This is a genomic window from Tautonia marina (assembly GCF_009177065.1).
Taxonomy (GTDB): domain Bacteria; phylum Planctomycetota; class Planctomycetia; order Isosphaerales; family Isosphaeraceae; genus Tautonia; species Tautonia marina.
In genome coordinates, this window is record NZ_WEZF01000019.1 from 69,009 (window position 1) to 93,469 (window position 24,461).

20 protein-coding genes are annotated in these 24,461 nt (G+C 65.9%); 5 read left to right on the forward strand and 15 right to left on the reverse strand.

The window, feature by feature from the left end; genetic code table 11:
• The first annotated feature begins 285 nt into the window (after nt 1-285).
• The 5 genes from GA615_RS20740 to GA615_RS20760 all read left to right on the forward strand — a co-directional run bounded on the left by GA615_RS20740 (nt 286) and on the right by GA615_RS20760 (nt 6,001).
• Complete coding sequence (locus GA615_RS20740; RefSeq protein ID WP_152053241.1) at nt 286-1,185, forward strand: ABC transporter ATP-binding protein; 900 nt, start codon at nt 286-288, stop codon at nt 1,183-1,185.
• Nucleotides 1,182-2,096 (forward strand): ABC transporter permease subunit, encoded by a 915-nt coding sequence (locus GA615_RS20745; RefSeq protein WP_152053242.1) that lies wholly within the window; start codon nt 1,182-1,184, stop codon nt 2,094-2,096. Before GA615_RS20740 ends, GA615_RS20745 begins: the two co-directional genes overlap by 4 nt.
• Nucleotides 2,097-2,147: 51 nt before the next feature.
• The gene (locus GA615_RS20750) at nt 2,148-4,247 is read left to right on the forward strand and encodes an alpha/beta hydrolase family protein (protein WP_152053243.1); all 2,100 of its coding nucleotides are present in this window, start codon (nt 2,148-2,150) and stop codon (nt 4,245-4,247) included.
• A 504-nt stretch (nt 4,248-4,751) separates the two neighbouring features.
• Nucleotides 4,752-5,573 carry a hypothetical protein gene (locus GA615_RS20755; RefSeq protein WP_152053244.1) on the forward strand — a complete coding sequence of 274 codons (822 nt, stop codon included), beginning with the start codon at nt 4,752-4,754 and terminating at the stop codon, nt 5,571-5,573.
• A 26-nt stretch (nt 5,574-5,599) separates the two neighbouring features.
• On the forward strand, nt 5,600-6,001 hold the full coding sequence (locus tag GA615_RS20760; protein ID WP_152053245.1) for a hypothetical protein: 402 nt from the start codon (nt 5,600-5,602) through the stop codon (nt 5,999-6,001).
• Nucleotides 6,002-6,047: 46 nt separating this feature from the next.
• Here the strand turns inward: GA615_RS20760 and GA615_RS20765 are convergent, their stop codons facing one another.
• The 15 genes from GA615_RS20765 to GA615_RS20835 all read right to left on the reverse strand — a co-directional run bounded on the left by GA615_RS20765 (nt 6,048) and on the right by GA615_RS20835 (nt 24,445).
• Complete coding sequence (locus GA615_RS20765) at nt 6,048-6,656, reverse strand: Tll0287-like domain-containing protein (RefSeq protein ID WP_152053246.1); 609 nt, start codon at nt 6,654-6,656, stop codon at nt 6,048-6,050.
• A gap of 56 nt (nt 6,657-6,712) precedes the next feature.
• Nucleotides 6,713-8,143: a DUF1501 domain-containing protein gene (locus tag GA615_RS20770; protein ID WP_152053247.1), complete on the reverse strand. Its 1,431-nt coding sequence runs from the start codon at nt 8,141-8,143 to the stop codon at nt 6,713-6,715.
• Between the two features lie 169 nt (nt 8,144-8,312).
• Nucleotides 8,313-11,216 carry a PSD1 and planctomycete cytochrome C domain-containing protein gene (locus GA615_RS20775; protein WP_152053248.1) on the reverse strand — a complete coding sequence of 968 codons (2,904 nt, stop codon included), beginning with the start codon at nt 11,214-11,216 and terminating at the stop codon, nt 8,313-8,315.
• 231 nt (nt 11,217-11,447) lie between these two features.
• Nucleotides 11,448-12,107, reverse strand: a complete 660-nt coding sequence (locus tag GA615_RS20780) for a hypothetical protein (protein WP_152053249.1) — start codon at nt 12,105-12,107, stop codon at nt 11,448-11,450.
• A 131-nt stretch (nt 12,108-12,238) separates the two neighbouring features.
• Nucleotides 12,239-14,011: a glycerol-3-phosphate 1-O-acyltransferase PlsY gene (gene plsY, locus GA615_RS20785; protein WP_152053250.1), complete on the reverse strand. Its 1,773-nt coding sequence runs from the start codon at nt 14,009-14,011 to the stop codon at nt 12,239-12,241.
• Nucleotides 14,012-14,019: 8 nt separating this feature from the next.
• Nucleotides 14,020-14,766, reverse strand: a complete 747-nt coding sequence (locus GA615_RS20790; RefSeq protein ID WP_152053251.1) for a nucleotidyltransferase family protein — start codon at nt 14,764-14,766, stop codon at nt 14,020-14,022.
• 43 nt (nt 14,767-14,809) lie between these two features.
• Nucleotides 14,810-16,036, reverse strand: coding sequence for a glycosyltransferase family 4 protein (locus GA615_RS20795; protein WP_161602464.1), 1,227 nt, complete (start codon nt 16,034-16,036; stop codon nt 14,810-14,812).
• 49 nt (nt 16,037-16,085) lie between these two features.
• A complete protein-coding gene (locus GA615_RS20800; RefSeq protein WP_152053253.1) occupies nt 16,086-16,955 on the reverse strand; it encodes a lipopolysaccharide kinase InaA family protein in 870 nt (289 codons plus the stop codon).
• Nucleotides 16,952-18,583 carry an ArnT family glycosyltransferase gene (locus GA615_RS20805; RefSeq protein WP_152053254.1) on the reverse strand — a complete coding sequence of 544 codons (1,632 nt, stop codon included), beginning with the start codon at nt 18,581-18,583 and terminating at the stop codon, nt 16,952-16,954. Before GA615_RS20805 ends, GA615_RS20800 begins: the two co-directional genes overlap by 4 nt.
• Nucleotides 18,584-18,681: 98 nt before the next feature.
• Entirely contained in the window at nt 18,682-19,683 is a 1,002-nt protein-coding gene (locus GA615_RS20810; RefSeq protein ID WP_235905591.1) for an NAD-dependent epimerase/dehydratase family protein, read from the reverse strand.
• 31 nt (nt 19,684-19,714) lie between these two features.
• Nucleotides 19,715-20,770 (reverse strand): lipopolysaccharide heptosyltransferase II, encoded by a 1,056-nt coding sequence (waaF, locus tag GA615_RS20815; protein ID WP_152053256.1) that lies wholly within the window; start codon nt 20,768-20,770, stop codon nt 19,715-19,717.
• Nucleotides 20,771-20,818: 48 nt separating this feature from the next.
• Nucleotides 20,819-21,883, reverse strand: a complete 1,065-nt coding sequence (gene lpxK / locus GA615_RS20820) for a tetraacyldisaccharide 4'-kinase (RefSeq protein ID WP_152053257.1) — start codon at nt 21,881-21,883, stop codon at nt 20,819-20,821.
• Nucleotides 21,884-21,923: 40 nt separating this feature from the next.
• Nucleotides 21,924-22,556: an SGNH/GDSL hydrolase family protein gene (locus GA615_RS20825; protein ID WP_152053258.1), complete on the reverse strand. Its 633-nt coding sequence runs from the start codon at nt 22,554-22,556 to the stop codon at nt 21,924-21,926.
• A gap of 419 nt (nt 22,557-22,975) precedes the next feature.
• Entirely contained in the window at nt 22,976-23,212 is a 237-nt protein-coding gene (locus tag GA615_RS20830; RefSeq protein WP_152053259.1) for a hypothetical protein, read from the reverse strand.
• 147 nt (nt 23,213-23,359) lie between these two features.
• On the reverse strand, nt 23,360-24,445 hold the full coding sequence (locus tag GA615_RS20835; protein WP_152053260.1) for an isocitrate/isopropylmalate dehydrogenase family protein: 1,086 nt from the start codon (nt 24,443-24,445) through the stop codon (nt 23,360-23,362).
• Nucleotides 24,446-24,461: the final 16 nt, after the last annotated feature.

A 24,461-nucleotide genomic window follows, 5' to 3' on the forward strand; every position in this document is an offset into this window, starting at 1 on the left:
TCTCCCAAAGCCGCATCCCCCTCCCGACCGCCGCTGGCGATAAGTGCTCGGGAGGGGGATGCACTGATCGGTTGAACGGCCTCGCGACGACGACTCCCGGAGCAGGGAGGGAGTTCCGGACGCGATCGTGCCTTGCATTGCCCTTGGGCCGAGCGATCGGAGGGGATCGCTCGAGCGTTCGCTCCGAGTGCGTCGCGGGGTTGAGGATGAGCCCTCGGTGAAACCCGCCGGGGTAAGACCGGTAGGGGATTCATCGCATCGGACCTTGAAGGGTGCAACCAGGGGATGATACGGACCGAGGGTTTGACGAAGCATTACGGGGCCTTTCCGGCGCTGTCGAAGGTGTCCATGGAGGTCCGACGGGGAGAGGTCTACGGCTTGCTCGGGCCGAACGGCTCGGGGAAAACGACGACCATTCGCCTCTTGCTCGGATTGCTGCGGCCCACGTCGGGAACGGCAAGTGTCGATGGGTTCGACTGCTGGCGGCACAGCCTGGAGGTCCGCCGCCGCATTTCTTACATCCCTGGAGAAGTGCGCCTGCCGGGCTCGGTTCGGGGGTATCAACTGCTCCGCTACCTCAATAATCTCCGAGGCGGCGCTGGCATGGATCGCGCGGTGGCCCTGGCCGAGCGGGTGATGGGCCTCGACCTGCGGCGCAAGGTTCGCACCTTCTCGACCGGCATGAAGCAGAAGCTCGCCCTGGCGCAAGCGTTTGCCGATCCGGTCGACATCCTGATTCTTGACGAACCGACCTCGGCCCTCGACCCCTCGGCCCGCAACGACGTGCTCCGGCTGGTGGCCGATGCCCGATCGCAGGGGCAGACCGTGATCTTTTCCGGCCACGTCCTCAGCGAGGTTGAGCAGGTGGCCGACCGGGTGGCGATCATGCGGCGAGGGCGGCTTATGCATGTGGAAGACATGCACGAACGCCGACGAAACCTTCGCCTCCTGCTCGTCCGATTCCAGGGGGCTCCCCCGGCGGCCTTGCCCGACGAACTGGAACTTTCAGTCCGGGAACGCAACGGCGAGGTCCTGCTCCTGGAACACCGAGGAGCGGCCGGCCCGTTGCTTGGCTGGCTCGCGTCGCAGCCAGTGGCCGACCTGGCCATCGGCACCGAGGATCTCCGTGCCCTGTACGACCGCTACCACGGCCCCAACCCCGAGCCCGATCCCGAGGACCGATGATGGCCCTGCTGACGATCGTCCGCAAACTGCTCGGAGAGACCCGAGGGTCGCTGCTCATCTCGACGCTCGGCTTCTTCGGCCTGGCCTTGCTCTGGAACTGGGGAATGTCTGAGTTCCAGTTCCCGACCGACACCGACGAGCCGGCTGCTTCAGTCTCGGCCGATTCCGAGGGAGCCGAGACCGACGAACCGAGGCGCGAGCGACGCCGGGGCCGGGCAGGGCCGCAAATCTACGTCTTTTTTGGGGTCCCGGCGGAGCAGATGCTCGGCATCCCTCCGAGCGAAACACCGACCCTGGCCATGCAGGCCGCCATCGCCAACCACCCCCTGGTATTCCTGGCCCTGCTCGGCTGGGGGATTTCGAGGGCCTCGGCCGCCGTGGCCGGGGAAGTGGAGCGGGGGACGCTCGACCTGACCCTTTCGCGGCCGATCCGCCGATCGACCTTCCTGGCGGCGCAGATTCTGGCCACGCTGATCGTCTTCGCGCTGCTCGGCCTGGCCATCACGGCCGGTCATCTGGCCTCGACTCGCTTGATCTATCGGCTCAATGGAACGCCTCCCCCGATCGACTACCTACCGATGATCGGCTCGCTGATCGCGCTGGGGATGGCCGTCTTCGGCTACACGCTGCCCATTTCGTCGGGAAGCCTTTCGCGGGCTCGGGCCGGCATCATCGGCCTGGCGATCACCCTGACCGGAATCGCCGGGATCATCTTCGCCCGGCAGTATGAGGAATACGACTGGGTGGCGAACCTCTCGGTCTTCCAGTTCTACGCCCCGGTCGCCAATACGCTCAGCCCGACGCAAGAGCAATGGACGGACCTGGGGATTCTCGTTGGGGTCTTTGCGGTCGGCTCGATCATCTCGTTCGTCATCTTCTTGAGGCGGGATCTGCCGAGCAACAGCGGCTAAGATGGGTCTCCGGTAACCTCCCTCCCCACGGCCTCCGCGAGGACCGCGCCCATGAATCGACATCTGTGTGCCCTTTCGTTCGTGCTGCTGCTCGGAATGCCCGGAGCGGTTCGCGCCCAGGATCAACCACTGGCCGAGTTCTTCACAGCTGAGGTGGATCGGATCACCGCCGAACCGCTGCTCGGGATCGACGATGCCGCAACCTGGAAGGCCCGCCGACCGCAGTTGCAGGCTCGCCTGATGTCGATGCTTGGCCTCGACCCGATGCCCGAGCGAACCGACCTGAAGGTCGAGGTCCGCGGGATCGTCAAGCGCCCTGATTTCGTCGTCGAACGCATCCTCTACCAGTCCTCCCCCGGCCTCTACGTCACGGCCAACCTCTACCGGCCCAAAGAGGTCGAGGAGCCCTTGCCGGCAATCCTCTACGTCTGCGGCCATGCGAACGTGGTTCGAGACGGGGTAATCTACGGCTGCAAAGCCCACTACCAGCACCACGCGGCCTGGTACGCAGCCAATGGCTACGTGTGCCTTCTTGTCGATACGTTGCAACTCGGAGAGATTCCTGGCCTGCATCATGGAACCTATCGCGAGGGGAAGTGGTGGTGGCAGTCGCGCGGGTACACGCCGGCCGGGATCGAGGTCTGGAACGGGATCCGGGGGCTGGATTACCTCCAGTCGAGGCCCGAGGTCGACCCGGATCGCCTGGGCGTAACCGGCCGATCGGGGGGCGGGGCGATTTCCTGGTATCTTGGTGCCGTCGATGATCGCCTGTCGGCCGTCATTCCCGTGGCCGGCATCACCGATCTGAAGGACCACCTGATCAAAGGAGGGCCGACCGGTGCCCATCCGAACGGGGTGATCGAGGGGCATTGCGACTGCATGTACATGGTCAACACCGACGCCTGGGACTTCGACGTCCTGGCCGCCCTGGTCGCCCCCAAGGCCTTGCTCGTCGAGAATACCGACGCCGATCCCATCTTCCCCGTTCCCGGCATCCGCCGCATCTATGACACGCTCGAAACCGTTTATGAGTGGTACGACGCCTCCGAACGTCTCGGCCTGGTCATCGGCGAGGGAGGGCACCAGGATACGGTCGAGATTCGTCACCCATCGTTTGCCTTCATGAACACCTGGCTCAAGAGGGAACCGACCGATCCGAGCACCATCGAGGAGCCGGATCGGCGAATCCCGATCGAGGAACTCAAGGTCCTCGACGTCGATGAGCCGATTCCCGCCGACGCCCTCAACGCCCGGATCGACGAGTCGTTTGTGTCAAAGGCTTCGGCTCCCCCCGTGCCCGACTCGGCCGAGGAGTGGGAGCCGCTCAAATCGGCATGGCTTGAACAACTGCGGTCGGAGGTCTTCGGTGGCTGGCCCTCCGAGGAGGAGACCGACCCGTTGGAGGAGGAGCTGGTGTCGGCGGCCGAGTGCGACGGCGTAATGATCCATCGGGTCGCCTTCACCTCGCAGCCCGGCGTTCGGCTCGACCTCTGGATGCTGAGCGAGGCGAGCCGCCGAGAGCAGCCAGGCCGGGTTAACCTCATCGTGCTCCCCGATGAACTGGCCAGGCCAATGGTGACCGCTCTCGGGCCGGTGACGGAGGGGGAAGATGTGCCCGAAGGTTCGATGGAACCGGCCGACTGGCTCCTCCATTACCGGATCATCGCCGGCGAACAGGACCCGTCGGCCCCGATCGTCTTCGTCTGCCCAAGGGGTTCCGGGACGACCGCCTGGCCCGAGTCGAAGGAGACACACCTCCGCCGCCGCTTCACCCTGATCGGCCAGTCCCTCGACGGGATGCGCGTCTGGGACCTCCGACGGGCGATCGCCGCCGTCGGCGAACTCCCTGGGCTGGTCGGGGTGCCGGTCCACCTGACCGCCGCACAGTCCGAGGCCCCGATCGCGCTGTGGGCAGCGGTCTTCGAGCCGGAGGTCGCTCACGTCCGGCTCCGGGCCTTACCCTCCTCATATCGCGAGGGGCCGATCTTCCTGAACCTCGATCGGATCCTGCAGCCGTCGCAGGCCCTCGGCCTCCTCTACCCGAGGCCGGTGACCGTCGACGACGAGACGGACCCGGCGGCGTATGAGTGGGCCTCGGAACTGGCCGAGGCGCTCGGGCATGACGGGCCGTGGCCGAAGGTGGTCGACTGAGTTCGGTCCACGCCTCTTCGGTCGTGGTCAAGCAAGGGCTTCCCGCGTGTCCGCCGTGGTCTGCCCGCCGATCGGCTCCCGGATCCGGTCTTCACCCACCCTCTCCCTCAATCGTTGGAAGAGAGGGTGGGGTTCCGTCTCCTTCGCTCTGTGAATCGGGAGTGGGACAAGGGGAGATACCGTGTCAGACACGCGGCGAGAACCCTGCTCCATCAGACAACCCAGCCCCGGAGCACTCGGGTCTTGCTCAAGGTCTGCTGGACAGAATGTCAATAAGCAAGACCGGAAGCAGGTTGGATCGCTAGCTAGCGTCGGCCGGGAGAATGGCTCAGCCGGAAAGGGGCGCACAGATGAAACACGGATGGGAGGCGAGGAAGGAGGGGAGAGGGGCGGTTGGCATGGCCTTGCTTGGCGAGAGAGCGTCCCTCGAAGGAATGTCAATGTCCTCGGAGAAAGGATGCCTGTCTTCGACAACGGTCGAAACGAAGGTTTGAGGGGGACGGAATGGCTGATTCGCTTCGGGAATTGCCGCAAGGGATGGAGATTAAGACGACGCCGCTGGATCGACCGGCAGCGAATTTCCGCACGACACGGATGAGGGTCAGGGGGCCGAACCAGTTGGAGATTGGGGCAAGTCGAGATATTCGACTCTTTCAAGGGGTCTTTGTCGGATTTGGAATCGGTGGGTTGGTGATGGGGTTTGCGCTTTCGGGAGGTGACGAAAATCCCGCCGTTGCGTTCCTGGTGGGAGGTGTGTTCTTGGTGATTGGCCTGGTGATGGTGGCGGCGAGTCGGCGGGTGGTGTTCGATCGGGAGGAAGGCGTGGTCCACTTCCGATCGCTGGTCAGGACGGAACCCAGGCCCCTGGATGAGATTCTCGCGGTCCAGGTGGTGGAAGGAGGGTATCACCCGGGCTCGAACGGTGGAGGCGGAGGGTACACGAGCTATCAACTGAACCTAGTACGTGACGGGGAGACGGTGAGTCGGCTGGGGTTGTCAAACCACTCGGATCGGGATTGGACCGCGGAGACGGGGGTGACGCTGGCGGAGTTTCTCGGGGTGCCGTTGCTCAGTACGGTGGCGGTTCGGGACAAAGTCGCCAAGGAGAACGAGCAGCGCTTGCAACGACGGGTTCTGGTCGGAATTGCCGGAGCTTGTCTCGGGTTCTTCGGAGGATTTGTGGGGTTTGCGGCCCTGATGTTCAATTTCGATTTACCGGGCGAGTGGATGATGTGGCTGTTCCCGCTGAGTCTTTTTGGAGGGCTGGTGCTGGGAGCCATTCTGGCGGTGCAGGTTGAGCGGAAGATTGGCAGGAGCGATCAATAGAACATAGAAACGGTTATTAGAATCTCGTGAACGACGCTATGATCAGCATCGCGGGGGCAATCGTCGTGATCTTCGGCCTTTGGCTGATCGGTTTGGCGGGAGCGATCCTCGTAGCCCCTGGTCGCGCCGAGGCGTTTCTGATGGCCTTCGCACGGTCTGCTCGCGTCCATGTGGCCGAGCAGGTGCTTCGCATGATCGCCGGTGCGGGAATCATCATCTTCTCACCGCTGATGACGTTCCCAGCGGTGTTCCGGGTCTTTGGATGGCTAATGGTGCTCACGGCGATGGGATTGCTGCTCCTGCCCTGGAGATGGCATCGCCGGTTTGCAGAGCGGGTGATGCCACGGCTGATTCGGCATGGCAAGTTGTTTGCGATCGGAGCATTCGCGCTCGGGGCGTTGCTTCTCTCTGCGGTGTTGTTGCGTTGACGTCCTAACGAGACCAGCCGTTCTTCAAACGGTCGAACGGTCGAGCTCATGGGGTGTCAGGAGCCGGTGAGCTGGGTTTGACGACGAATGCGCCTCGCTTGTCGCCGAGGGCGTAGCCGGTGGCGGAGTCGTCGGGGTAACGTTCGGCGAGCAGAGCGGGGGCGTCAGGGTGGAGAACCTCGGGGGAGCCGTGGCAGTTGAGGCAAACGGCTTCTTGAATGTAAATGACACGTATGTAGGTGAGTGAGCCATCAAGCTCACCGACAAATTCGGGGGACTGGTCAGTGAGGCGGTCGAGGACGGCACGCTCGGCGTCGGTGGGGGTGTTGGTGGCGGTGTTGCGGACGCGGGTGCCGATGCGGCGGATGGTCAGGCCGTCGGCAGAGGCGTCGGCGGCGATCGCGGGGGCTTTTTCGGAGCAGACGGGAATGGCGAAGGCGGGGCCGCCCTCGGTCATGGCGGCGGAAAGCTCGGCTTTCAGGGATTCGGCGAAGGATTTGGTCAGGGCGCGGGCCTCTTGACGGAAAGCAGCGGTTGCGGGGTCGGCGGTCGTCGAGGAGGGGGTGTCGGAGGTGGGGTCGGACGGCTCAGAGCCGCAGCCGACCAGGAGGATCAGAAGGGAGAGCGAACAGGTGAGTCTCAAGAAGGTGTTCATTGCTGATTCCACGAAAGATGCCTGGAAGTCGATCGATGCTGAGCGAAATCGACGGGTCAGGCCAGAATGGGGTGGACGACGTGGCCGTGGACGTCGGTCAGGCGCATATCTCGGCCGCTGAAGCGGTAGGTGAGGCGGGTGTGGTCGATGCCGAGCAGGTGGAGAATGGTGGCGTGGAGGTCGTAGATCTCGACCTTGTTCTCCACCGCGTGGTAGCCGTAATCGTCGGTCGCGCCGTGGATGGTGCCCCCTTTGATGCCACCGCCGGCGAGCCACATGGTGAAGCCGAAGGGGTTGTGGTCGCGGCCGTTGGTGCCCTGGGCCATGGGGGTGCGGCCGAACTCGCCGCCCCAGACGACGAGGGTGGAGTCGAGCAGGCCACGGGCTTTGAGGTCGCGGAGCAAGGCGGCAATGGGTTGATCGACGGCTCGGGCGTTGTCCTCGTGACCCTTTTTGAGATTGGAATGCTGGTCCCAGCGGTCGTGGCCGACGCCGGGGCAGGTCAGCTCGATGAAGCGGACGCCGCGCTCGACGAGGCGGCGGGCCAGGAGGCACTGGCGAGCGTAGGACTGGGTGGCGGGATACGGCGCGTCGAAGCCGTAGAGTCGAAGGGTGGCGGGAGACTCGCCGGAGAGGTCGGTCAGCTCGGGAACTGCCGATTGCATGCGGAAGGCAAGCTCGGCGTTGGCGATGGCGGATTCGATGGCGTCGTGTTCACCGATTTGGGTGAGCAGGTCACGATCCATCGATCGGATGAGATCGAGCTTGCGGCGCTGGACGTCGAGGGAGTCGTCGGCGGGGGCGATGTTGGCGAGCGGCCGGTCGCCGGATTTGAGGATCGAGGCCTGATAGGAGGCGGAGAGGAAGCCGTTGCCGAAGCAGTCGAGCCCGCCGGGGGGGATGAGGCCGCCGTTGAGGACGACGAAGCCGGGGAGATCCTGACTTTCGGAGCCGAGGCCGTAGGTAATCCACGAACCGGCGCTCGGACGCCCTTGCTGGCCGTGACAGGTGTGAAGGAAATAGTTGGCGTTGGTGTGTTCCGAAAAGTTCGAGACCATCGATCGGATGATCGCCAGATCATCAACGCATGATCCGACGTGGGGAAAGAGGTCGCTGACGGGAATGCCACTCTCTCCTCGACGGCGGAAGGCCCAGGGAGAGCCGAGGACGGCGCCGACGTCGTTGAACTGGGTCGGTTCGACGCGGGTCTGGATGGGTTGACCGTGCTCTCGGGTGAGGCGGGGCTTGGGGTCGAAGGTATCGACCTGGGAGGGGCCGCCGTCCATGTAGAGGAAGATGACGCTTTTTGCCTTCGGTGGGTGATGGAGGGTGGTGGCCGGGCGATTGGTGTCAGTTTCGGTTGAGGGGGCGAGCAGGGAACCGAAGGCGGAGTCGGTGAGCAAGGAAGTGAGCGCCAGCGCACCGAAGCCGTTGGCGCCGCGGGAAAGCAGGGCTCGACGTGAGAGGGGAGAGGCAAGGCGGCTCATGGCGAGTCTCCAATCGGCGGCGGTCGGCAAGGGAGGATCGAGGGGCAAATCGGATCAACAGTCGTTCGCGTGTTGAGCGTTGAGTGGATGGCCCTGGGGCGATGGTGCAAGGCTGGGGGCCCCCTCATCCCAGCCCTCTCCCCGCCCGCGGGGAGAGGGGGCCGGAAGGTTAGTCGAGATAGAGGAATTCCTTGGCGTTGAAAAGGGCGTGGCAGAGGTCGGCCCAAGAGGAGGAGGACTGGAAGGCAAGAGCGCGGGAGCGTTCGGCGTCGGTGGGGGGGCGGGAGAAGGCGGCGAGGTAGAGGGTTTCGACCACGGCGTCAGGAGAGAGGGAGGAATCGGCGGTGGCGCGGTCGGCCCAGCGGTGGGCCTGGTCGAGGACGAAGGGATCGTTCATCAGGGCGAGGGACTGCGCGGGAACGTTGGAGGAATCGCGCCGACCTCGGGTGGTGGCGGGTTTGGGAAAGTCGAAGGCGAGGAGGAAGGGGGAAAGGAAGTTGCGACGAATGTTCAAATAAAGACTTCGGCGTCCGCTTCCGTCGAGCGGGCCGGATTCGCGGGGGCGTCCGCGGCCTTCCATGAAGGGAGTCAGATGGGTGGGAACACTGGGGCCGTAGAGGGTGGCATCAAGGCGTCCGGAGAGGAACAGCATGGTGTCGCGCAGGGCCTCGGCGTCGAGACGGCGAAGGTTGGCGCGATGGAGCAACAGGTTGTCGGGGTCGATGGTGTCGGCTTCGGATCGGGGGTGGCTGGACATCCGGAAGGCGGATGAGGTCATGAGGAGCCGATGCATGTGTTTGATCGACCAGCCGGAGCGGATGAACTCGGAGGCAAGCCAGTCGAGCAGCTCAGGATGCGAAGGAGGGGAGCCCATCACGCCGAAGTCGTCGGGAGAGGCGACGAGGCCGCGGCCGAAGTGGTGCGCCCAGAGGCGGTTGACCAGCACGCGAGCGGTGAGGGGGTTGGCTGGGTCGGCAATGCGTCGGGCGAGGGTCAGGCGGTCGGGGGCCTCGTCCCCCAGGACTTCGAGGAAGGCGCGGGGGACGACCGAGCCAAGGTTCTTCGCACTGCCCCGGATGTGCACCGGCACGTCGATGCCGGTTCCGTCGGCGGCGGCGAGGGCGAGGGTCGGTTCGGGAAGGGAGGCGGTGATCTCCAGGTATCGGTTGACGAGCGAGGAGGCGTCGTCGGAAAGCGAGGCGCGAGGGATTCGGCCCAGGATCGGTCCGGTGGCGGCGGTGGGGGGGATGACCGGGGGTTCGCGGTGATCGGACAGGAGGATCCGGCCAACCGCAAGGTGTCCATCGCCCGGAATGAGGGACGAGGTCGCGCCGGTGTAGTCGGACGAGGCGCCATCGGCCAGTTCAAGGTAGGCGAGATGGCCAAGCCACATGGAGGCGTCGAGTGTGAGCCATCGGGGCTCGTCGCCGTGATTGACGGCGCGGGTCAAGCCGCCGTAGATGGGGCTCCGAATTTTCTCGAAGCCATCGATCACCAGATTGACACGCCCGGATGTCCCGGAAACGAGCAGGTGAACATAAGGCTGATCGATGGTGAAGGTCTTCGATCGAAGCACGCCGACCAGGCCGGGGGCTATCGCGCCGCTCTGAGCCCAGCCGGGACCCAGGAGCAGGAGGTTGCCGTCGGGGTCGACCGTCACGTCGCCGGATCGGGTGGGACGGGGGCCGAAGGCGTGACCGGAGGGGAACCAGGAGGCGAACGAGGAGAAGTCTTCGAACAGGGTGTCGCCGCTGCGAGGAGGGGGAGAGGGGGCTCGTCGCGGGGCCGGAGGCTCGGCCTCGGCGGCGAGGGCGTTGCGAAGGGCGTCCAGCTCGGTCAGGGGGGTATCGAAGACCTCGGGGGCGTCGATCACGGCGTACTGATGGCGGGTACTTTGCAAGTGGCCGGCAAGGGCGTAGTAATCGCGGGTGGTGATGGCGTCGAACTTGTGGTCGTGGCAGCGGGCACAGGCGACGGTCAGGCCGAGGAAGGTCTTGCTCAGGACGTCGATCTGGTTATCAACGCGCGTGCGCATTTCCTCGGTCACGTCGACCGGCGAGTGTGTTCCCTCGGCGAAGAAATAAGCCATCGTTCCGAGGATTGACTCATTCGTGCCGGTGTCGGGATGGCGGCGGGGATCGTCGAGCAGATCGCCGGCGAGGTGTTCGACGACGAACTGATCATAAGGGACGTCGTTGTTGAAGGATCGGATGACGTAGTCGCGATAGCGGTGGGCGGTGAGGATGTCGTAATCGAACTCGTGGCCCGAGGTCTCAGCAAAGCGAACGAGGTCGAGCCAGTGTCGCGCCCAGCGTTCGCCGTACTGGGGGGATTCCAGGAGGCGATCGACGAGGCGATCGAAGGCGTCGGGCGCGTCGTCGTCAAGAAACGCGCGGAGCTGTTCGGGGGTGGGGGGAAGGCCGGTCAGGATGATCGAGGCGCGGCGGATCAGGGTGTGGCGCTCGGCCTCGGGAGCAGGCGCAAGTCCCTCGGCTTCGAGGCGAGCAAGGAGGAAGCGGTCAATCGGGTTGCGGGGCCAGTCGGTCCGATCGACGGCGGGAAGGGGGGGATCGGCGATCGGCTGGAGGCTCCAGTGCGAGGCTCGGGCGGCGAGGTCGAAGGGGTCGGCCGGGCTGGGGGCGGCGGCGGCTCCACTCGGGGCGGCCTCGTCGGGCCAGACGGCTCCCTGGGCGATCCAGTCGGTGAGCCGGGTGATCTCGGCGTCGGGCAGTTTCGACGAGGGGGGCATCTGCACGAAGGAGTCGTAGCGAATGGCCTCGATGAGCAGGCTCGCGTCCGGATCGCCGGGCTCGATGGGAGGGCCGGAATCGCCGCCAAGGTCGAAGACGGCGGCCTTCGAGTCGAGGCGAAGCCCCCCCTTGCGCTGGTCGGGACCGTGGCAGGAGACGCAACGCTCGACGAGGATCGGCCGGATGTGCGTCTCGAAAAAGGCGACCGATCGCGGGTCGTTCGGGTCGTTTGCATCCTGGGCGTGCAGGGGAACGGAGGCCGGGAGCAGCAGAAGGGAAAGGGTGGCAGGCAGGACGAATCGAGCGGGGAGGATCGGCTGCATCGGTCGGTGCCTCCGGCGCGGGCGGGCGAGCAAGCGAGCCCGTGAAAAAACGATCAATCGATTCCAACGACACGGGGCTCGGTGGAATCGAGGACGATGACGCTCGCCGTGGTGTTCAACAGAATTCCAGCATGACCGATGCGGCGAGGATTGTCGAGTCGCTCCGCGCGGGATCGACAAGGAAGGAGAGGTCGGGCGACTCGGACCGATGGCGAGAGATCCTCGTGCAATTCAGGATCGAATGAGGCCGATGAGGCCCCCGACGACCACCAGAAGCGACAGCACGACTCCCCAGAAGACCAGGGTTGATCGCCAGTCGGTGATGTCGGAACTCGGGTCGATCGACCGGGCTGGTTCGTCCCAGTCGTCGTCATCCTCGTCCTCGTCGTCGGCGGGAACGGACCAGGATTGCGACAGGATAATGCGGGCGTCCTGCGCCAGGGCGCGAGGGACCTGAAGGCGGATGCCTCCGGAGAGGAGGTGATAGCCGTGAGAGGCCATGCGGTGGCCGTCGATGAGGGTGGGAATGGCCTCGGCGTCGAGTCGAATGCGGGCGGCTTCGGCCTGAAAGGGAAGCGGGAACGAGCCGACGGTGACCCAGTCGATCGGCTGGTGGTCGGCCAGGGTAAGCAACGGCTCGGGAGGTTCGTGGGCGAGGGGCAGATCGTGCTTCGGGCAGGGAGCGTCGGCCGGAAGGGGCCAGAAGGATTCGCAGACAGTGCAATACCCCTGCGGCTGAAGCCGGTCGCCGCACTCGGGGCAGAGGTCGGCGTGGTTCGCGCGTCTCGGCCTGGCGCATCCGGGGCAAAAACGAGGGGGTTGCAGGCGAGAACGACCCCGGAGCGCATCGCCTCCGGGGTCGTCAAGCGTCCCGGGCCAGTCGTCCCGCATGGGTGAGCCTCTCGGGCTGCGGGGAGGATGGAGGTCTTCCCCGCATTCGAAATCCCTGCGTCGTGATTCCTCATCCAGTGTAGTCGGAAAGGGACGCGATGGGTACCGCCGAGAGAAGGGAACGAAGCCCCTCAACGGGTTGGCGTCTCAGAGGTCGGATTCGCTGCCGAGGCGAGGGAATCGGCCTGCTGGTCGCGGAAGGAGACGAGTCGGACCCCTCCGGAACGATCGGAGATGGCCAGGAGCCCACGATCGGCGCTGTAGGCCAGGCCGATCGGAATGATCGTGCCGAAGTTCAAGGGGCCTTTCAAGGGAAGCTGACCGACCGCCCGACGGTGGCGACCGTGGACCAGTTCGAGTGCCGAGCCGTACGGTAGGGTAGTCACGAGCAAGGGGCCATCGGTCCCGGGAGGCTCGGGAATCAAAAGCGTATCACGATTGGAAGCGACGGGCATGAGAATTTCATCGTCGTCGATGGGCGTGGCAGAGAGGTACGGAACCTCTCGAGTGGCTAGCGGAACGCGGCCGGTGATCACGGGAGCGGTCGAGTCGGAAAGATCGACGCAGGCGATGGTTTGCGATTGGCCCAGGACGACGGCGGCAAACCGACCGGAGTCGGACAGAATGATCCGCTCGGGGTCGTCGTTGGGTTCGAGAAATTCGAGCTGAGCAACGATCTCATGCTCCTCCGTGGAATCACCGACCGAGACGACCACCAGGGCCGGGGCGGGCTTGCTCTCGTCTCCTCCTTCGGAACGCCCGGAGGTGAGGACGTACGCTAGGCGACCGTCGGGGCTGAAGGTGAAGTCGTCCGGGTCCCAGCCGATCCGGAATTTCGAGCCGAGCGGCTCGCCGGCGTGCGAGAAGGCTTCCCAGTAGCCGGCCTCCAGATGCCGGTCGTCGCCGGTGGGACGTTGCAGTACGAACAGCCGATCCCCCTCTTCGTAAACCGCAACGGGACGGCCGTGAAGCAGAAGATCATTTGTCAACGACACGTTATCATGTTCGTCAATCTGAAAGAGAACGAGGCGATTGTAACGCGGACAGGCAACGACGAGCAGGCGGCCTTCATCGGCGAACGCCAGCGCACCGGCGCGTTGATGTCCGGTGCGGAAACGCGCGACCTCAGTTAGCTCGGCCGAGCCGAGGCGAAGGGACGGGGCGCGTCGGTCGGCGTCGAGCAGGGTCGAGGCACCCAGCGAGGCTCCGCCGAGCAGCACGACCACGGCCAGGAGAATCGGCCAGGCGCGGCCGTCGCGATCGGACGAGCGTTTGCCGAAGCTGACCTTCGACTCGGTGCCGGCGCGGATGCGAGAAAGATTCGATCGGTGGCGGTAGATCAACATGAGATAAAGCACCACGATCAGGAGGGCGAGGGGAAGATCCGAGGCGGTCATCGGTAGCGATTGCCTGGCAAAGTGGACCATCACGAAGACCGTCCCGCCAAGGATCGAAGACATCGACACATATCGGGTGATGACCAGAACGATGACGAAGCCCACCGCCGCGGCCAGGGCGGCGACGGGGTCGAGCGCGATGACCGCGCCGAGGCTGGTGGCCACCCCCTTGCCACCTCGGAGGCGGAGGAAGGCAGAGAAGTTGTGCCCGAGGATCGCCGCCAGGGCAACCGGGACCGACAGGACGGGAACCGCCCGGCCGGTGATCGCCTCGACCAGCAGCGGGAAGCCGAGGGTCGGCCCCAGCCCCTTGAGCAGGTCGAGCATCATCACCAGAACAAAATAACGAAATCCGAGAATGCGACCAACATTGGTGGCGCCGACGTTTCCGGAACCGACGGTGCGAATGTCGATCCCCTTGACCCCCCTGGCCACGAGGTAGCCGAAGGGGATCGACCCGATGAGGTAGGCCAGGACGACGGCGAGGAAGCAGAGGGCAAGGGTCATCGTCGGGGTCATCCGATCTTGAGCCGGGGTCGGTCGGGAAGGCCGAGGAACTCGGGGCGGCGGGCCTCGAACATCTCGTTGGCGGCGGCGTAGTCGTCGTGGCGGCCGATGTCGAGCCAGGTGCAGTCCTGGCGGAAGCAGTGCACGGGATGGCCGGCGGCGCGCATCTGTTCCAGCAGGTCGGGCATGGTCAGCTCGCGGCCGGGGGCGAGAAAATCCCAGGCCACAGGGTCGAGCATATAAAGACCCATGCTCACCTGAAACGAGAATTCGGGCTTCTCGCGGTATCCAGCCAGCACATGCGGATCGTTGGCGAATTCGAGGACGCCGAAATCAATCCGCACCGTTCGAGGGAACGAGGCGATGGTTGCTTTGGCCCCTTGCGAGCGGTGGAAACTGGCCATTGCCGAGAAGTCGAGTGTCGTGAGGATGTCGCCGTTGAGGACGAGAACGGGTTCCTTTGGCCGATCGACCAGGACCAAACCGCCCGCGGTGCCGAGCGGAGTGACCTCGCGCTGATAGTCGATCGAGGTGCCGAAGCGACGGCCGTTGCCGCAGAAAGCCTCGATCAACTCAGTCAGATATCCGGTAATGATGGTTACATCATGGAAGCCGTGCCGTGCGAGCTGGCGGAGGACGACCTCCAGAATCGGCATTGGCTCGCGCTCTCCCAACGGCATGAGCGGCTTCGGGAAGACGTGCGTGAAGGGGCGGAGCCGGGTTCCCTTGCCACCTGCCAGTACGATTGCCTGCATCCTTGGGAATCCTCCGTCGAGAGAACGGCCGAGCCTGGCGAGGTCAGGCGGCGGCGGTGGGTCGGGGACGGGTCGGCCGGTGCGTTGTGCGAGCGGCAGAGCGTTCGGCGGCCACGTCTTCAAAAAGCGCGATCAAGCGATTGAGATGAACATCAAACGATTGAGCCTGGCCCAACCGGGTCGCCGCCTGCGACATGGTTCGGCGGTGCTCGTCGTCGCAAAGGGCGTCGAGGGCGTCGGCGAGGGCGGGCAAGTCGTCGGCTCGGGGGATGACGAACCCTTCGACACCCGGGGTGATGACCTCTCCTGCGCCGTTGGTGGCGGTGGTGATCACCGGCAAGCCGCAGGCGAGGGCCTCGAAGACGACGAGCGAGCAGGGGTCGTAATAGCTGGGCAGCACAAAGGCATCGGAACCGTGAAAGGCTTCCCGGATGTCGCGCTCGAAACCGATGAGGTGGACCGTGTCTTGCAAGCCCAGGGCCTCAACCTTGCGACGGTATGGGGCGAGCTTGCCCCCGCCGCAGACGGCCAGGTGAACGGGGCGGGCGCCGGGTTGGCGATCGAGCCGGAGCCGAAGGGCATCGAGCAAGGGATCGAGCCCCTTGAGGCGGAAGTTGTGCGCCACAAACAGGGAGATCAGGGCATCGTCGGGCAGTCCGAGCCGCGACCGGAAGGCGCGACGGGCCGAGAGAGGATCCTCGACCTGAAGCCGGGACGCGTCGATCGCGTTGGGAATCACCCGGATGCGATCGGCCGGGACGTGGTATTGCCGTTCGAGATGCCCTTGCACAAAGCGGCTGACGGCGACAACTCGGGCGGCGCGCCGGGGGTCGTACTGGCGGCGCTCGATGGATCGGTAGAGCCAGTCCTTCGGGTTCGCTCGCTTGCTGAGGCGGTAAAGGGAGCGCCGCCAGCCTTCGGGGAAGCGTCGGGCGTTGTGGTCGAGGCTGGCGGGATGGATGCCCCCCTGGGGGATGATGATGTCGTGATGCCAGGTATTGATAAATCCGACCGAGCAATCGAACGATCCCTGGCGGATCGCGGATTCGGAGTTGCGGGCGAAGCGGAGCATGCGAGCCCAGCGAGTCGGGCCGTGGGCGGCCACGGGGACGATGCGCACCTCGGGGGGCACGGCTCCGTCGGCACAGGAGGCGGTGTACAGGTCAACCCGGTGGCCGCGCTCGACAAGGCGTCGGCAGAGGTCGGCGACGTAGGTCTCGGCGCCTCCCTTCGACGGATCGACGCGTTGAAAGGTGATCGCAAGATGCATCGAGGCCCTCCCGAGGCGGTGGTCCGAATCGGTCGCACGGTCTGAAGGGTCAGCCACCGCGAACCTTCTTGAGATTGTGCGCGTGATACCGAGCGGCCCGAGCCTGGATAACGCGGGCATCGAGATCAGGCCAGCTCAGGTTCATTCGTTGACGATAGCGAAGCCAGAAGCGAAGCCGGTCGCGGTCGTCGATCCCCTCGACGTCGATCGTGGAAAAGAGCAGTTGCGCCAGGTCTTTCCACCGCCACCAGACGCTCGACAGGCGGTGCGAGGCGAGGCGGTGCAGGTCGATGAGGTAGAGGGGAGAATCGCTTCGCTCAGGGTCGATGTAGTAATGGCAAAGATACAGGTCTTTATGGAATGATCGGGCGTGGTGGAGGCGAGCGGTCAGCTCGGCCATGCCGTTGATGAGTCGTCGTTTCCAGGCGGCGAAGGCCGGTGGATCAAGGCGATCCATCATGCTCGGGATGGCTTCGTGGAGCGGGAGGAAACCGGTGAGTTCCTCAACCATCAAGTAACTTTGCACCTGTCCCCAGGGGCCGATGGCCTCGCCCGCGGCGACGGGCTCGGGGACGAGGAGGCCCAGCTCGCGTCCCCGGTGCAGGTGACGCCACTCGGCCCCGGCGGGAGAGTGGCGGCCGTCGGGGTGGAGCAGGGCGGCGAGTCGGGTCGGCCAGGGAAGCTGGTAATGCCGCTTCAGGTAGACGGTGAGCGGGCCGCTGGGGGCGTCGAAGCGAACGCGGCAGGTGGAGCGGCCCTGCTTCGCGTGGAGGCGGTCGTCGGACTGGATCTGCATGACGATCGCGTCGAGGTCGGGCGGCAAGCGGTCGCCGTGGCTCGGCGATCGCCAGGCCCATCGGGTGCCCTGCGTGAGGCGCTGAACCAGGGAGCCGGCGGGGGAGCTTGGCGGTGAGTTCATCGAAGGATTCCCTCCCACGACTCGGGCTGAGCGAAGCGGTAGACGTGGACGCCGATGGTGTCGCCCCCTTGCCGTTCGGGAAAGGCGGCGACGGGAACGGCGGCGTAGTCGAGCAAGGCGGCGAGCGTCTCGGCGCGGCGGCTCTCAGCGGTCAATTCGTCGTCAGAGATGACAATATAAGCGAGCTTCTCGTCGGTCAATGCCTGGCGAATGTGCCAGGGTCCGTACGACCGCAGGTCGGAGACGAAGGCGGCCCAGCCTCGGGTATCGAGCACGGCATCGCCCGGTCCGGCGCGCTGGGCGAGCCACTGGCCGGCCTGCTGGTAGCCCCATCGGCTCGCGTGGCCGGGCTTGAGCTGAAGGGCCACGACACCGACGAGGAGCAGGGCAAGGGCCAGTCTCGCCAGCCGTTGCCGACGTGCTGGAGCGAGTGCGCGACGATCGGCCCACCGTCGAGCCAGATCGAGCAGCCCGAAAGCCGACCACGGCAAGACGGCCACCACGAACAGAGCGCAGTGCCGATCGGACAGATACCCGGTGGTCATCGTGTGTCGGATCAGGATGACCAGGAATCCGACCGCGAGCAGGCCGAGGGCCTGGCGGGCCGGACGTGATCGGCGAGGGCCGCGGTGGTGCCAGGCTCCCCAGCAGGCCAGCGGGATGAGCACCCAAACGCTCGCCTCGGTCGCGCGCCGAGCCACGAGAACTGAGGCGGGAAGCAGGCCAAGCCGACCGGGGGCGTCCGATTCTTCCTTTGGCGCAAAGTCCCAGCGCGGGTCGTCGAGGCCCGGAGGAACCCAGAGCGGCACGCTCCGCGAGACGCCAGTGCCATCTCCCAGACCGGTGGCGACTCGGAGCGAGAGCTTCTCGGACACCGTTCCCTTCACGGCGGCATAGGAACCGATCAGGACCACGAAGGGGAGTACCAGCAACGCGATCTTCTGGAGCGATGCCGCCAGTCCGAGATGAGGGGGGGGCAGGATCGGCGTGCCATCCCGCTCCATCGAATGCTTGCGTGATGCCCGAATCATGCGTTCCAGGCGGTTCACGAAGCCTCCCGCCAGGACGACCACCGGCACGACGGCGACCTCGGGCCGGGCGAGATAGCCAAGACCGGCGCAGAGTCCGCAAGCGATTGCGGACCGGGAATGGCCGGTGGTCAGGGCCTGCGTTCCGAAGGCGAGGGCAGCGACGGCAAACAGCAAGGCGGTGGCATCGCTGAGGGTTTCGTGCCCAAGTTCGGCAAAGAGGGGGATGATCGGGAACAGCAAGGTGGCGAGCAGGGCCGATCGCCGACCGACGCAACGACGAGCAAGGGCGAAGACCAGGGGAATGGCGGCGAGTATCGCCAGCATCGAGACGGCCTGGGCGGCGATCCGCCAGGAATCGGGGCCGTTGGCGATCCGGGGGGCGATGGCTGGGTGCAGGGTGGCGATGAGGGCAGGATAGAGCGGGTGCTGGTCGGCATTGCGGACCACGTCGGCCCAGGGCTGTTCGCCGAACTCGCGGGCGATCCGGATGAATTTCAGGCCGTCTTGCGAGGGGAGCGGCGTGCGGATCATCCCCACGATCTGCAGCAAGGCGGTCAGCACGAGAATGGCGATCAGCGATCGATGGCGGGGGATCACCGCGTCGCCCTCCTTGGACGTGAAGCGAATCGGATGCGCGGTCCGCTCCCTGGACCGCTTGGGCGGGATTGTCGGGGGGTTTGGGAGAACGGTCAAGGTCAGTCGGTCGCTGGGGGACGGGCGAGCGTTGACGATTCGGCGCGGTGGGCTGGTGGAGCAGGGCTGACGTGTGGAGCGTCAGGCCGGAGAGATCGGGATCGAACGGAGTTCCAGAGGTCGGCCAGGCTCTGGTCAATCGGGATGCGAGGGGCCCAGCCGGTATCGCGCTCGATGGCGGCGATCGAGGCTCGGGAGTCGATCGGGCCGGGCCCCGGGGTTGGGTCGGAGGAGACGATCACGCGGCGAGCACTGAGAGCGATGAGGCGATCGAGACCGTCGCCGATACGGTGAGACCTGCCGGTGCCGACGTGGTAGACCCGTCCCGGATGGCCTCGGAGGGCGAGGGCGATGAGAGCGTCGGCCACGTCTCGGGCGTCGATCAGGTCGCGGCGGGCGTCGAGATTGCCAGTTTGCAGGCGCAGCGGGTCAGGGCTCGGCACGGCGAGCTGTGCGGCAAAGCGTCCAAAGGCCTGAGAAGCAGGCATGCCGGGGCCGATCGGGTTGAAAATCCGGGCGGCGATCCCCTCGATCGGTCTGGGGCTGGCGACGGTGGCCTGGGAGGCAAACCACTTGCTCAGGCCGTAGGGGGAGTCGGGCCGGCAGGGAGTGGACTCGTCGGCGGGGAGGGAGGCTTCGGGCACGGGCCCCAGCTCGGCGGCCGATCCGGCGGTGATGACCCGACACGGGCGGCCGATCGCGTGTAAGGCCCGGAGCAAGGCGAGCGTGCCGCCCGCGTTGACACGGTGCAGGTTCGCCTCGTCGGCCGGGGGGGTCTGGCCGGCGAGGTGAAGGATCACCGACGGCCGAACGGTGATGAGGGCTCGGGAGAGGCCGGCGGGGTCGTTCAGATCGGCGCGAAGAAAGGACTCGGCGGGCCAGTTGTCGGGGAAGCGACGGCCGAGGACCAAAACGCGAGAGATTCGAAGATCTGAAGCACTGATTTGATTCAAGACATGACGACCGAGGAATCCGGAGCCTCCGGTGATGAGCCAGGTGGACATTGGGAATGCTCCGGATCGATCAAACGAAACATCAGGCCGCGCGGCGGGCGGACGGCCGGGAGAGGAGGCGTCGGCTGGCCTCGAAGACGGCATCGGGGTGCAGCTCGGTCATGCAACGATGGTGGCCGAGCGGGCAAACGGGCTTCTGGCAAGGACCACACGGAACGGGCTGTTGCAGGTGAATGGCCAGGGGGTGATAGGTGCGGGTCCAGGCAATGTGCGTCGGGCCGAACAGGCTGACCACCGGCACGCCAAAGCCGGCGGCGAAGTGTCGGGGGCCGGAGTCGGTGGTGACGAGCAGGGCCGATCGGCGGACGCTGGCCTTGGTCAAGCCGATGCTCACCGGTTCATCGGCCAGGCTGACCACGTCGGGATGCGCGGCTCCAGCGACGATCGCGCGGGCCGAGGCCCGTTCGGCGGGACCGCAAACGACGAGGATCTTCACCCCCAGCTCGCTGACCAGCCGCCGGGCGAGGGTGGCGAAGTGGGCATCGGGCCAGTTCTTCGCGGGGCCGAAGGCGCCTCCCGTGTTCAGGCAGACGACCGGGCGATCACCGAGCAGGCCGAGCCGTTGCCAGGCGAGGTCGGCGGCCTGTTCGTCGGCAACGGTCGTGAACAGCTCGCAGGCAAGGGAATCGACCGGGCATTGCAGGTGCCGGGCAAGGGCGAGATAGTACTCGACAATCGGCACGGGAGTGAAGCGGCCCCGAGCATCGCGGGGGGCGTGTAGGTGGTCGGTCAACAGGAGGCCGCGGCCCCCTCGGGCGTAGCCGACCCGCCGCTCAACGCCGCCAAGCCAGGCCATGAGGGCCGATCGGATCGAGTTGGGCAGTAAGACGGCGAGGTCGAACCGCTCGTCACGCAACCGGGCGATGACGCCGGGCATGCGCTGCTCGGGCTCGGCCGATTTCGGATGGAAGCGGATCAGCTCGTCGAGCCAGGGGGCGCCGTCGAGCGTCGGGGCGACGTTCGGCTTGATCAAGGCGGTGATCCGGGCAGAGGGGAACCCCTGGCGGAGGGCTCGCAACGTCGGCGTGGCCATAACGGTGTCGCCGACGAGGTTCGGGCAGAAGACGACGATCCGCATCGGGGAATCCTTTCCCGAAGTCGGAAGGGGGGAGGCGGCGGGCGAGCGTTACGGCTCCGGGTCGGGAGGAGCCATCGCGGCGATCCGGTCGAGCGAGGCGTCGAGGAGGTCGGCGCCGTCGAGCAGTTCCAGACCGATCCGCACCGCGCGGAGGGGAACCGGCCCCAACCGGTCGAGGCGAAGCTTGACCGAATCCTTCTGCGTGGTCAAGGCCAGGCTGGCCTGATGCTCGCGGGCCCAGGCAATGAGGGAATCAACATCCGAGCGATCGTACGGGTGATGGTCGGGGAACGCCCGAAAGGCGACGAGGTCCGCGCCGAGGCCGAGCACGGTGCGGCGGAACCCTTCCGGATTCCCGAGCCCGCAGAAGGCAACGACCGGGCCTGATCGGGCAAGGTCGAGGGGAAACGCCTGACCCTCGTCGTCGATCAGGTCGCGAGGGGCGTGACGCGCCTCGGCCCAGGGCAGGGGGCCAGCGTGGCGTTCGGCCTCGGCTCGAATCGCGCGGCGATCGTCGGGGGAGACAAGGTCGGCCCGCGAAAGCACGACCACTCCCGCGCGGCGGAGGGATCGGATCGGCTCGCGGAGCAAACCCCGGGGCAAGAGGTGGCCGAGGCCGAATGGGTCGAGGGCGTCGATCAGGACGATGTCGAGGTTCCGGGCGAGCCGGCGGTGCTGAAAGCCGTCGTCGAGCACAAGAACCTGAGACTCGCACTCCTCGACGGCGATCCGAGCCAACGACAGGCGATCGGGGTCCTGGAAGTGGGGCACGTCGGGCAGGTTGGCGTCGAGGACGAGTCCCTCGTCGTTCAGGCCCTCGGTGGCGCCGTAGCCTCGGCTGAGGATGGCGACCCGAAGGCCGAGGGCGCGGAAGTGTCGGCAGGCGTATTCGACCATCGGCGTCTTGCCGGTGCCGCCGACGGTGATGTTGCCGATCGCGACGACCGGCACCTCGGCCCGTTCGACCCCCCGGCCGCGATCAAACCGGGCGTTCCGGGAGGTGATGCCGAGGCGGTAACCTTCGGCGGCGACGCGGAGCACGGCCCTGGCCAGGGTGGCACGAGGGCCTCGGGTTTCGCCCCGGATGAGTCGGTGAAAGGCGATGCGATCCATCCGTGGACGGTCCTTTGGCGCGGTGAGGGAGAACGAACGATCAACGGTAGATGCGGGCGGCGAGGTTCGAGACGTCTTGCTCGGCCACAACCCGACGGATCAGGCGAGCGATCTTGCTCCCACCGAAGGCGGAGGGCTCAATGGGGGAGAGTGGCGAGAAGTCGTCCGGGTCGTTGCACGCCAGGCGGAGGTCGATCACCGAGACGATGGCGCGGGACGCCTCCCGGAGAATGGTCTCATTGAACAGGGCCAGCCCGGCCCGCTCGGCGGGGGAGAGGCCGGGGATGGCATCGTAGATGGTGCAGACGGCAACCGGCCTGTGGAACGATCGAAGCTGGTCGAGCATGGTCCGATAGGTCGCCTGGAACGCCTCTCGGATCCCGTCCAGGGCGGTCAGCACCCCGGCCACCGATTCGGCCGGCTCGTGCAGGATCCAGGAGCGGGCGCCGAGGGCGTCGTTGCCTCCCGTGCTGACGACCAGATGGGTGGCGTCTCGGGGAAGCTCCTTGAGCTGTCGGGCCACGTCTTCGGTCACCGAGCCATCAACCGCCAGCAGGGTGGCCCTCCAACTGGGGAGCAGGTGCTTCCGGAGATGATCGAGGACCGACGGCCCACCGGGGACATACGCAGCGTTGTCGAAGATCGAGTCTCCGAGCAAGACGACGTGGGGCATGGCAAGGGCTTCCAGAGCACGAACTGGGGCCAGGCCTCCGGTGGCCCTGGACGTGATGATAAACGCTGAGGGGTGCCCTGGCCACGTTGGCGTGGCCTGCCTCGGGCGTGGGCAAGCCCCCCGGGATTCAGAACCCAGCGTTGGCGGGAACGGTTGAGCCCCTCAGTCATGAGTCTGGCGAACCAGGGTCGCTCCGATCGCAACGCCGGTCAGTGCCGCCAGAAGGTTGCCCAGGATCCAATGAATGGTGGCAGCTGGAGCCCCAGGCAGAACCGTGGCCGCCCAGCAACCGAGCCACAGGATCCAGAAGTCAAGTCCTGCGGCGAGGAACCACGCTCGATGATGGCTTCCACCCATGAGAGTGTCCCGATGTGATCGCTCGTCGAGGATCGACCGGAGCCGAAGTTCTGACAGCCTCATCAGGAGGGAGCATCGGGCTTTCGGAAGGCCAGCCAGAGGCCGGCGAGGCCGAGCAGAATGCCACCGAACAGGAGCGGCCCCAGTTCGTCATCGCTGAGCAGTCGGGCGATCAAGGGCGATGGGGGAGGTGTGTCGCGATCTCCTCCGCTGAGCGTCGTGAAACCGAACGCCATGAAGGTCATGAAGCCGCCGACCAGGATCGCGGCAAGGCCGCCGAGCTTGGAGGCTACTTCCATGGACGGACTTCCTGGGAACTTGGGAAGAGGACTGGGAGCGTCTCGACCCAAGTGTTCGATGCGATGGAGGAAAGGGGGACTGGGGTCGAGGTGACCCCAGCCTCCCCTGGTTTTCATTCCGGAGCGATCAAAACCAAGGCCGATCGCTTAGCCCATGGCCTTGATGATGGCGTCGGCCATCTCGGAGGTGCCGACGGCGGTGGGGTCGTCGCGGTGGGGCTTCATGTCGTAGGTGACGTCCTTGCCTTCGGCGATGACCTGGGCAACGGCCTTTTCGAGGCGGGCGCCGGCGTCGGTTTCGCCGAGGTAGTCGAGCATGAGCTTGCCGGAGAGGATCAGGGCGACCGGGTTGACCTTGTTCAAGCCCTTGTACTTGGGGGCCGAGCCGTGGGTCGCCTCGAAGACGGCCCCCTTGTCGCCGACGTTCATGCCGGGGGCCATACCCAGGCCGCCGACGAGGCCGGCGCCGAGGTCGGAGAGGATGTCGCCGTAGAGGTTCGGCAGGACGAGCACGTCGTACAGTTCGGGCTTCTGGACGAGCTGCATGCACATATTGTCAACAATGCGCTCGTCGAACTCGATGTCGGAGTTCTGCTTGGCGACCTCCTCGGCGGTCTTGAGGAAGAGGCCGTCGGAGAACTTCAGGATGTTGGCCTTGTGAACGGCGGTAACCTTCTTGCGGCCGTTCTTGCGGGCGTAGTCGAAGGCGTACTGGACGATCCGGCGCGAGCCCTCGACGGAGATCGGCTTGATGGAGATGCCGGAGTCGGGGCGGATGGTCTTGCCGCCGAGGCGCTTGATGGTGCCGATCAGCTCGGCCGTTTCGGGCTTGTCCAGCTCGAACTCGATGCCGGCGTACAGGTCTTCGGTGTTCTCGCGGACGATGACGAGGTCGATCTTGTGATCGGAGAAGGTGGTGCGGACCCCCTCGTAGATCTTGCAGGGGCGGACGCAGGCATACAGGTCGAGCGCCTGGCGGAGGTAGACGTTGACCGAGCGGAAGCCGGTGCCGACGGGGGTGGTGATGGGGGCCTTCAGGGCGACTCCAGTGCGCTTGATCGATTCGAGGACGCTATCGGGCACGGGGGTGCCGAGGCGTTCCATGACATCGACGCCGGCTTCCTGGACGTCCCAGTTGATCTTGACGCCGGTGGCGTCGATGCAGCGTCGGGTGGCCTCGGCCAGTTCGGGGCCGGTACCGTCGCCGGTGATGAGGGTGACTTCGTAAGCCATGAGGGCGATGCTCGCT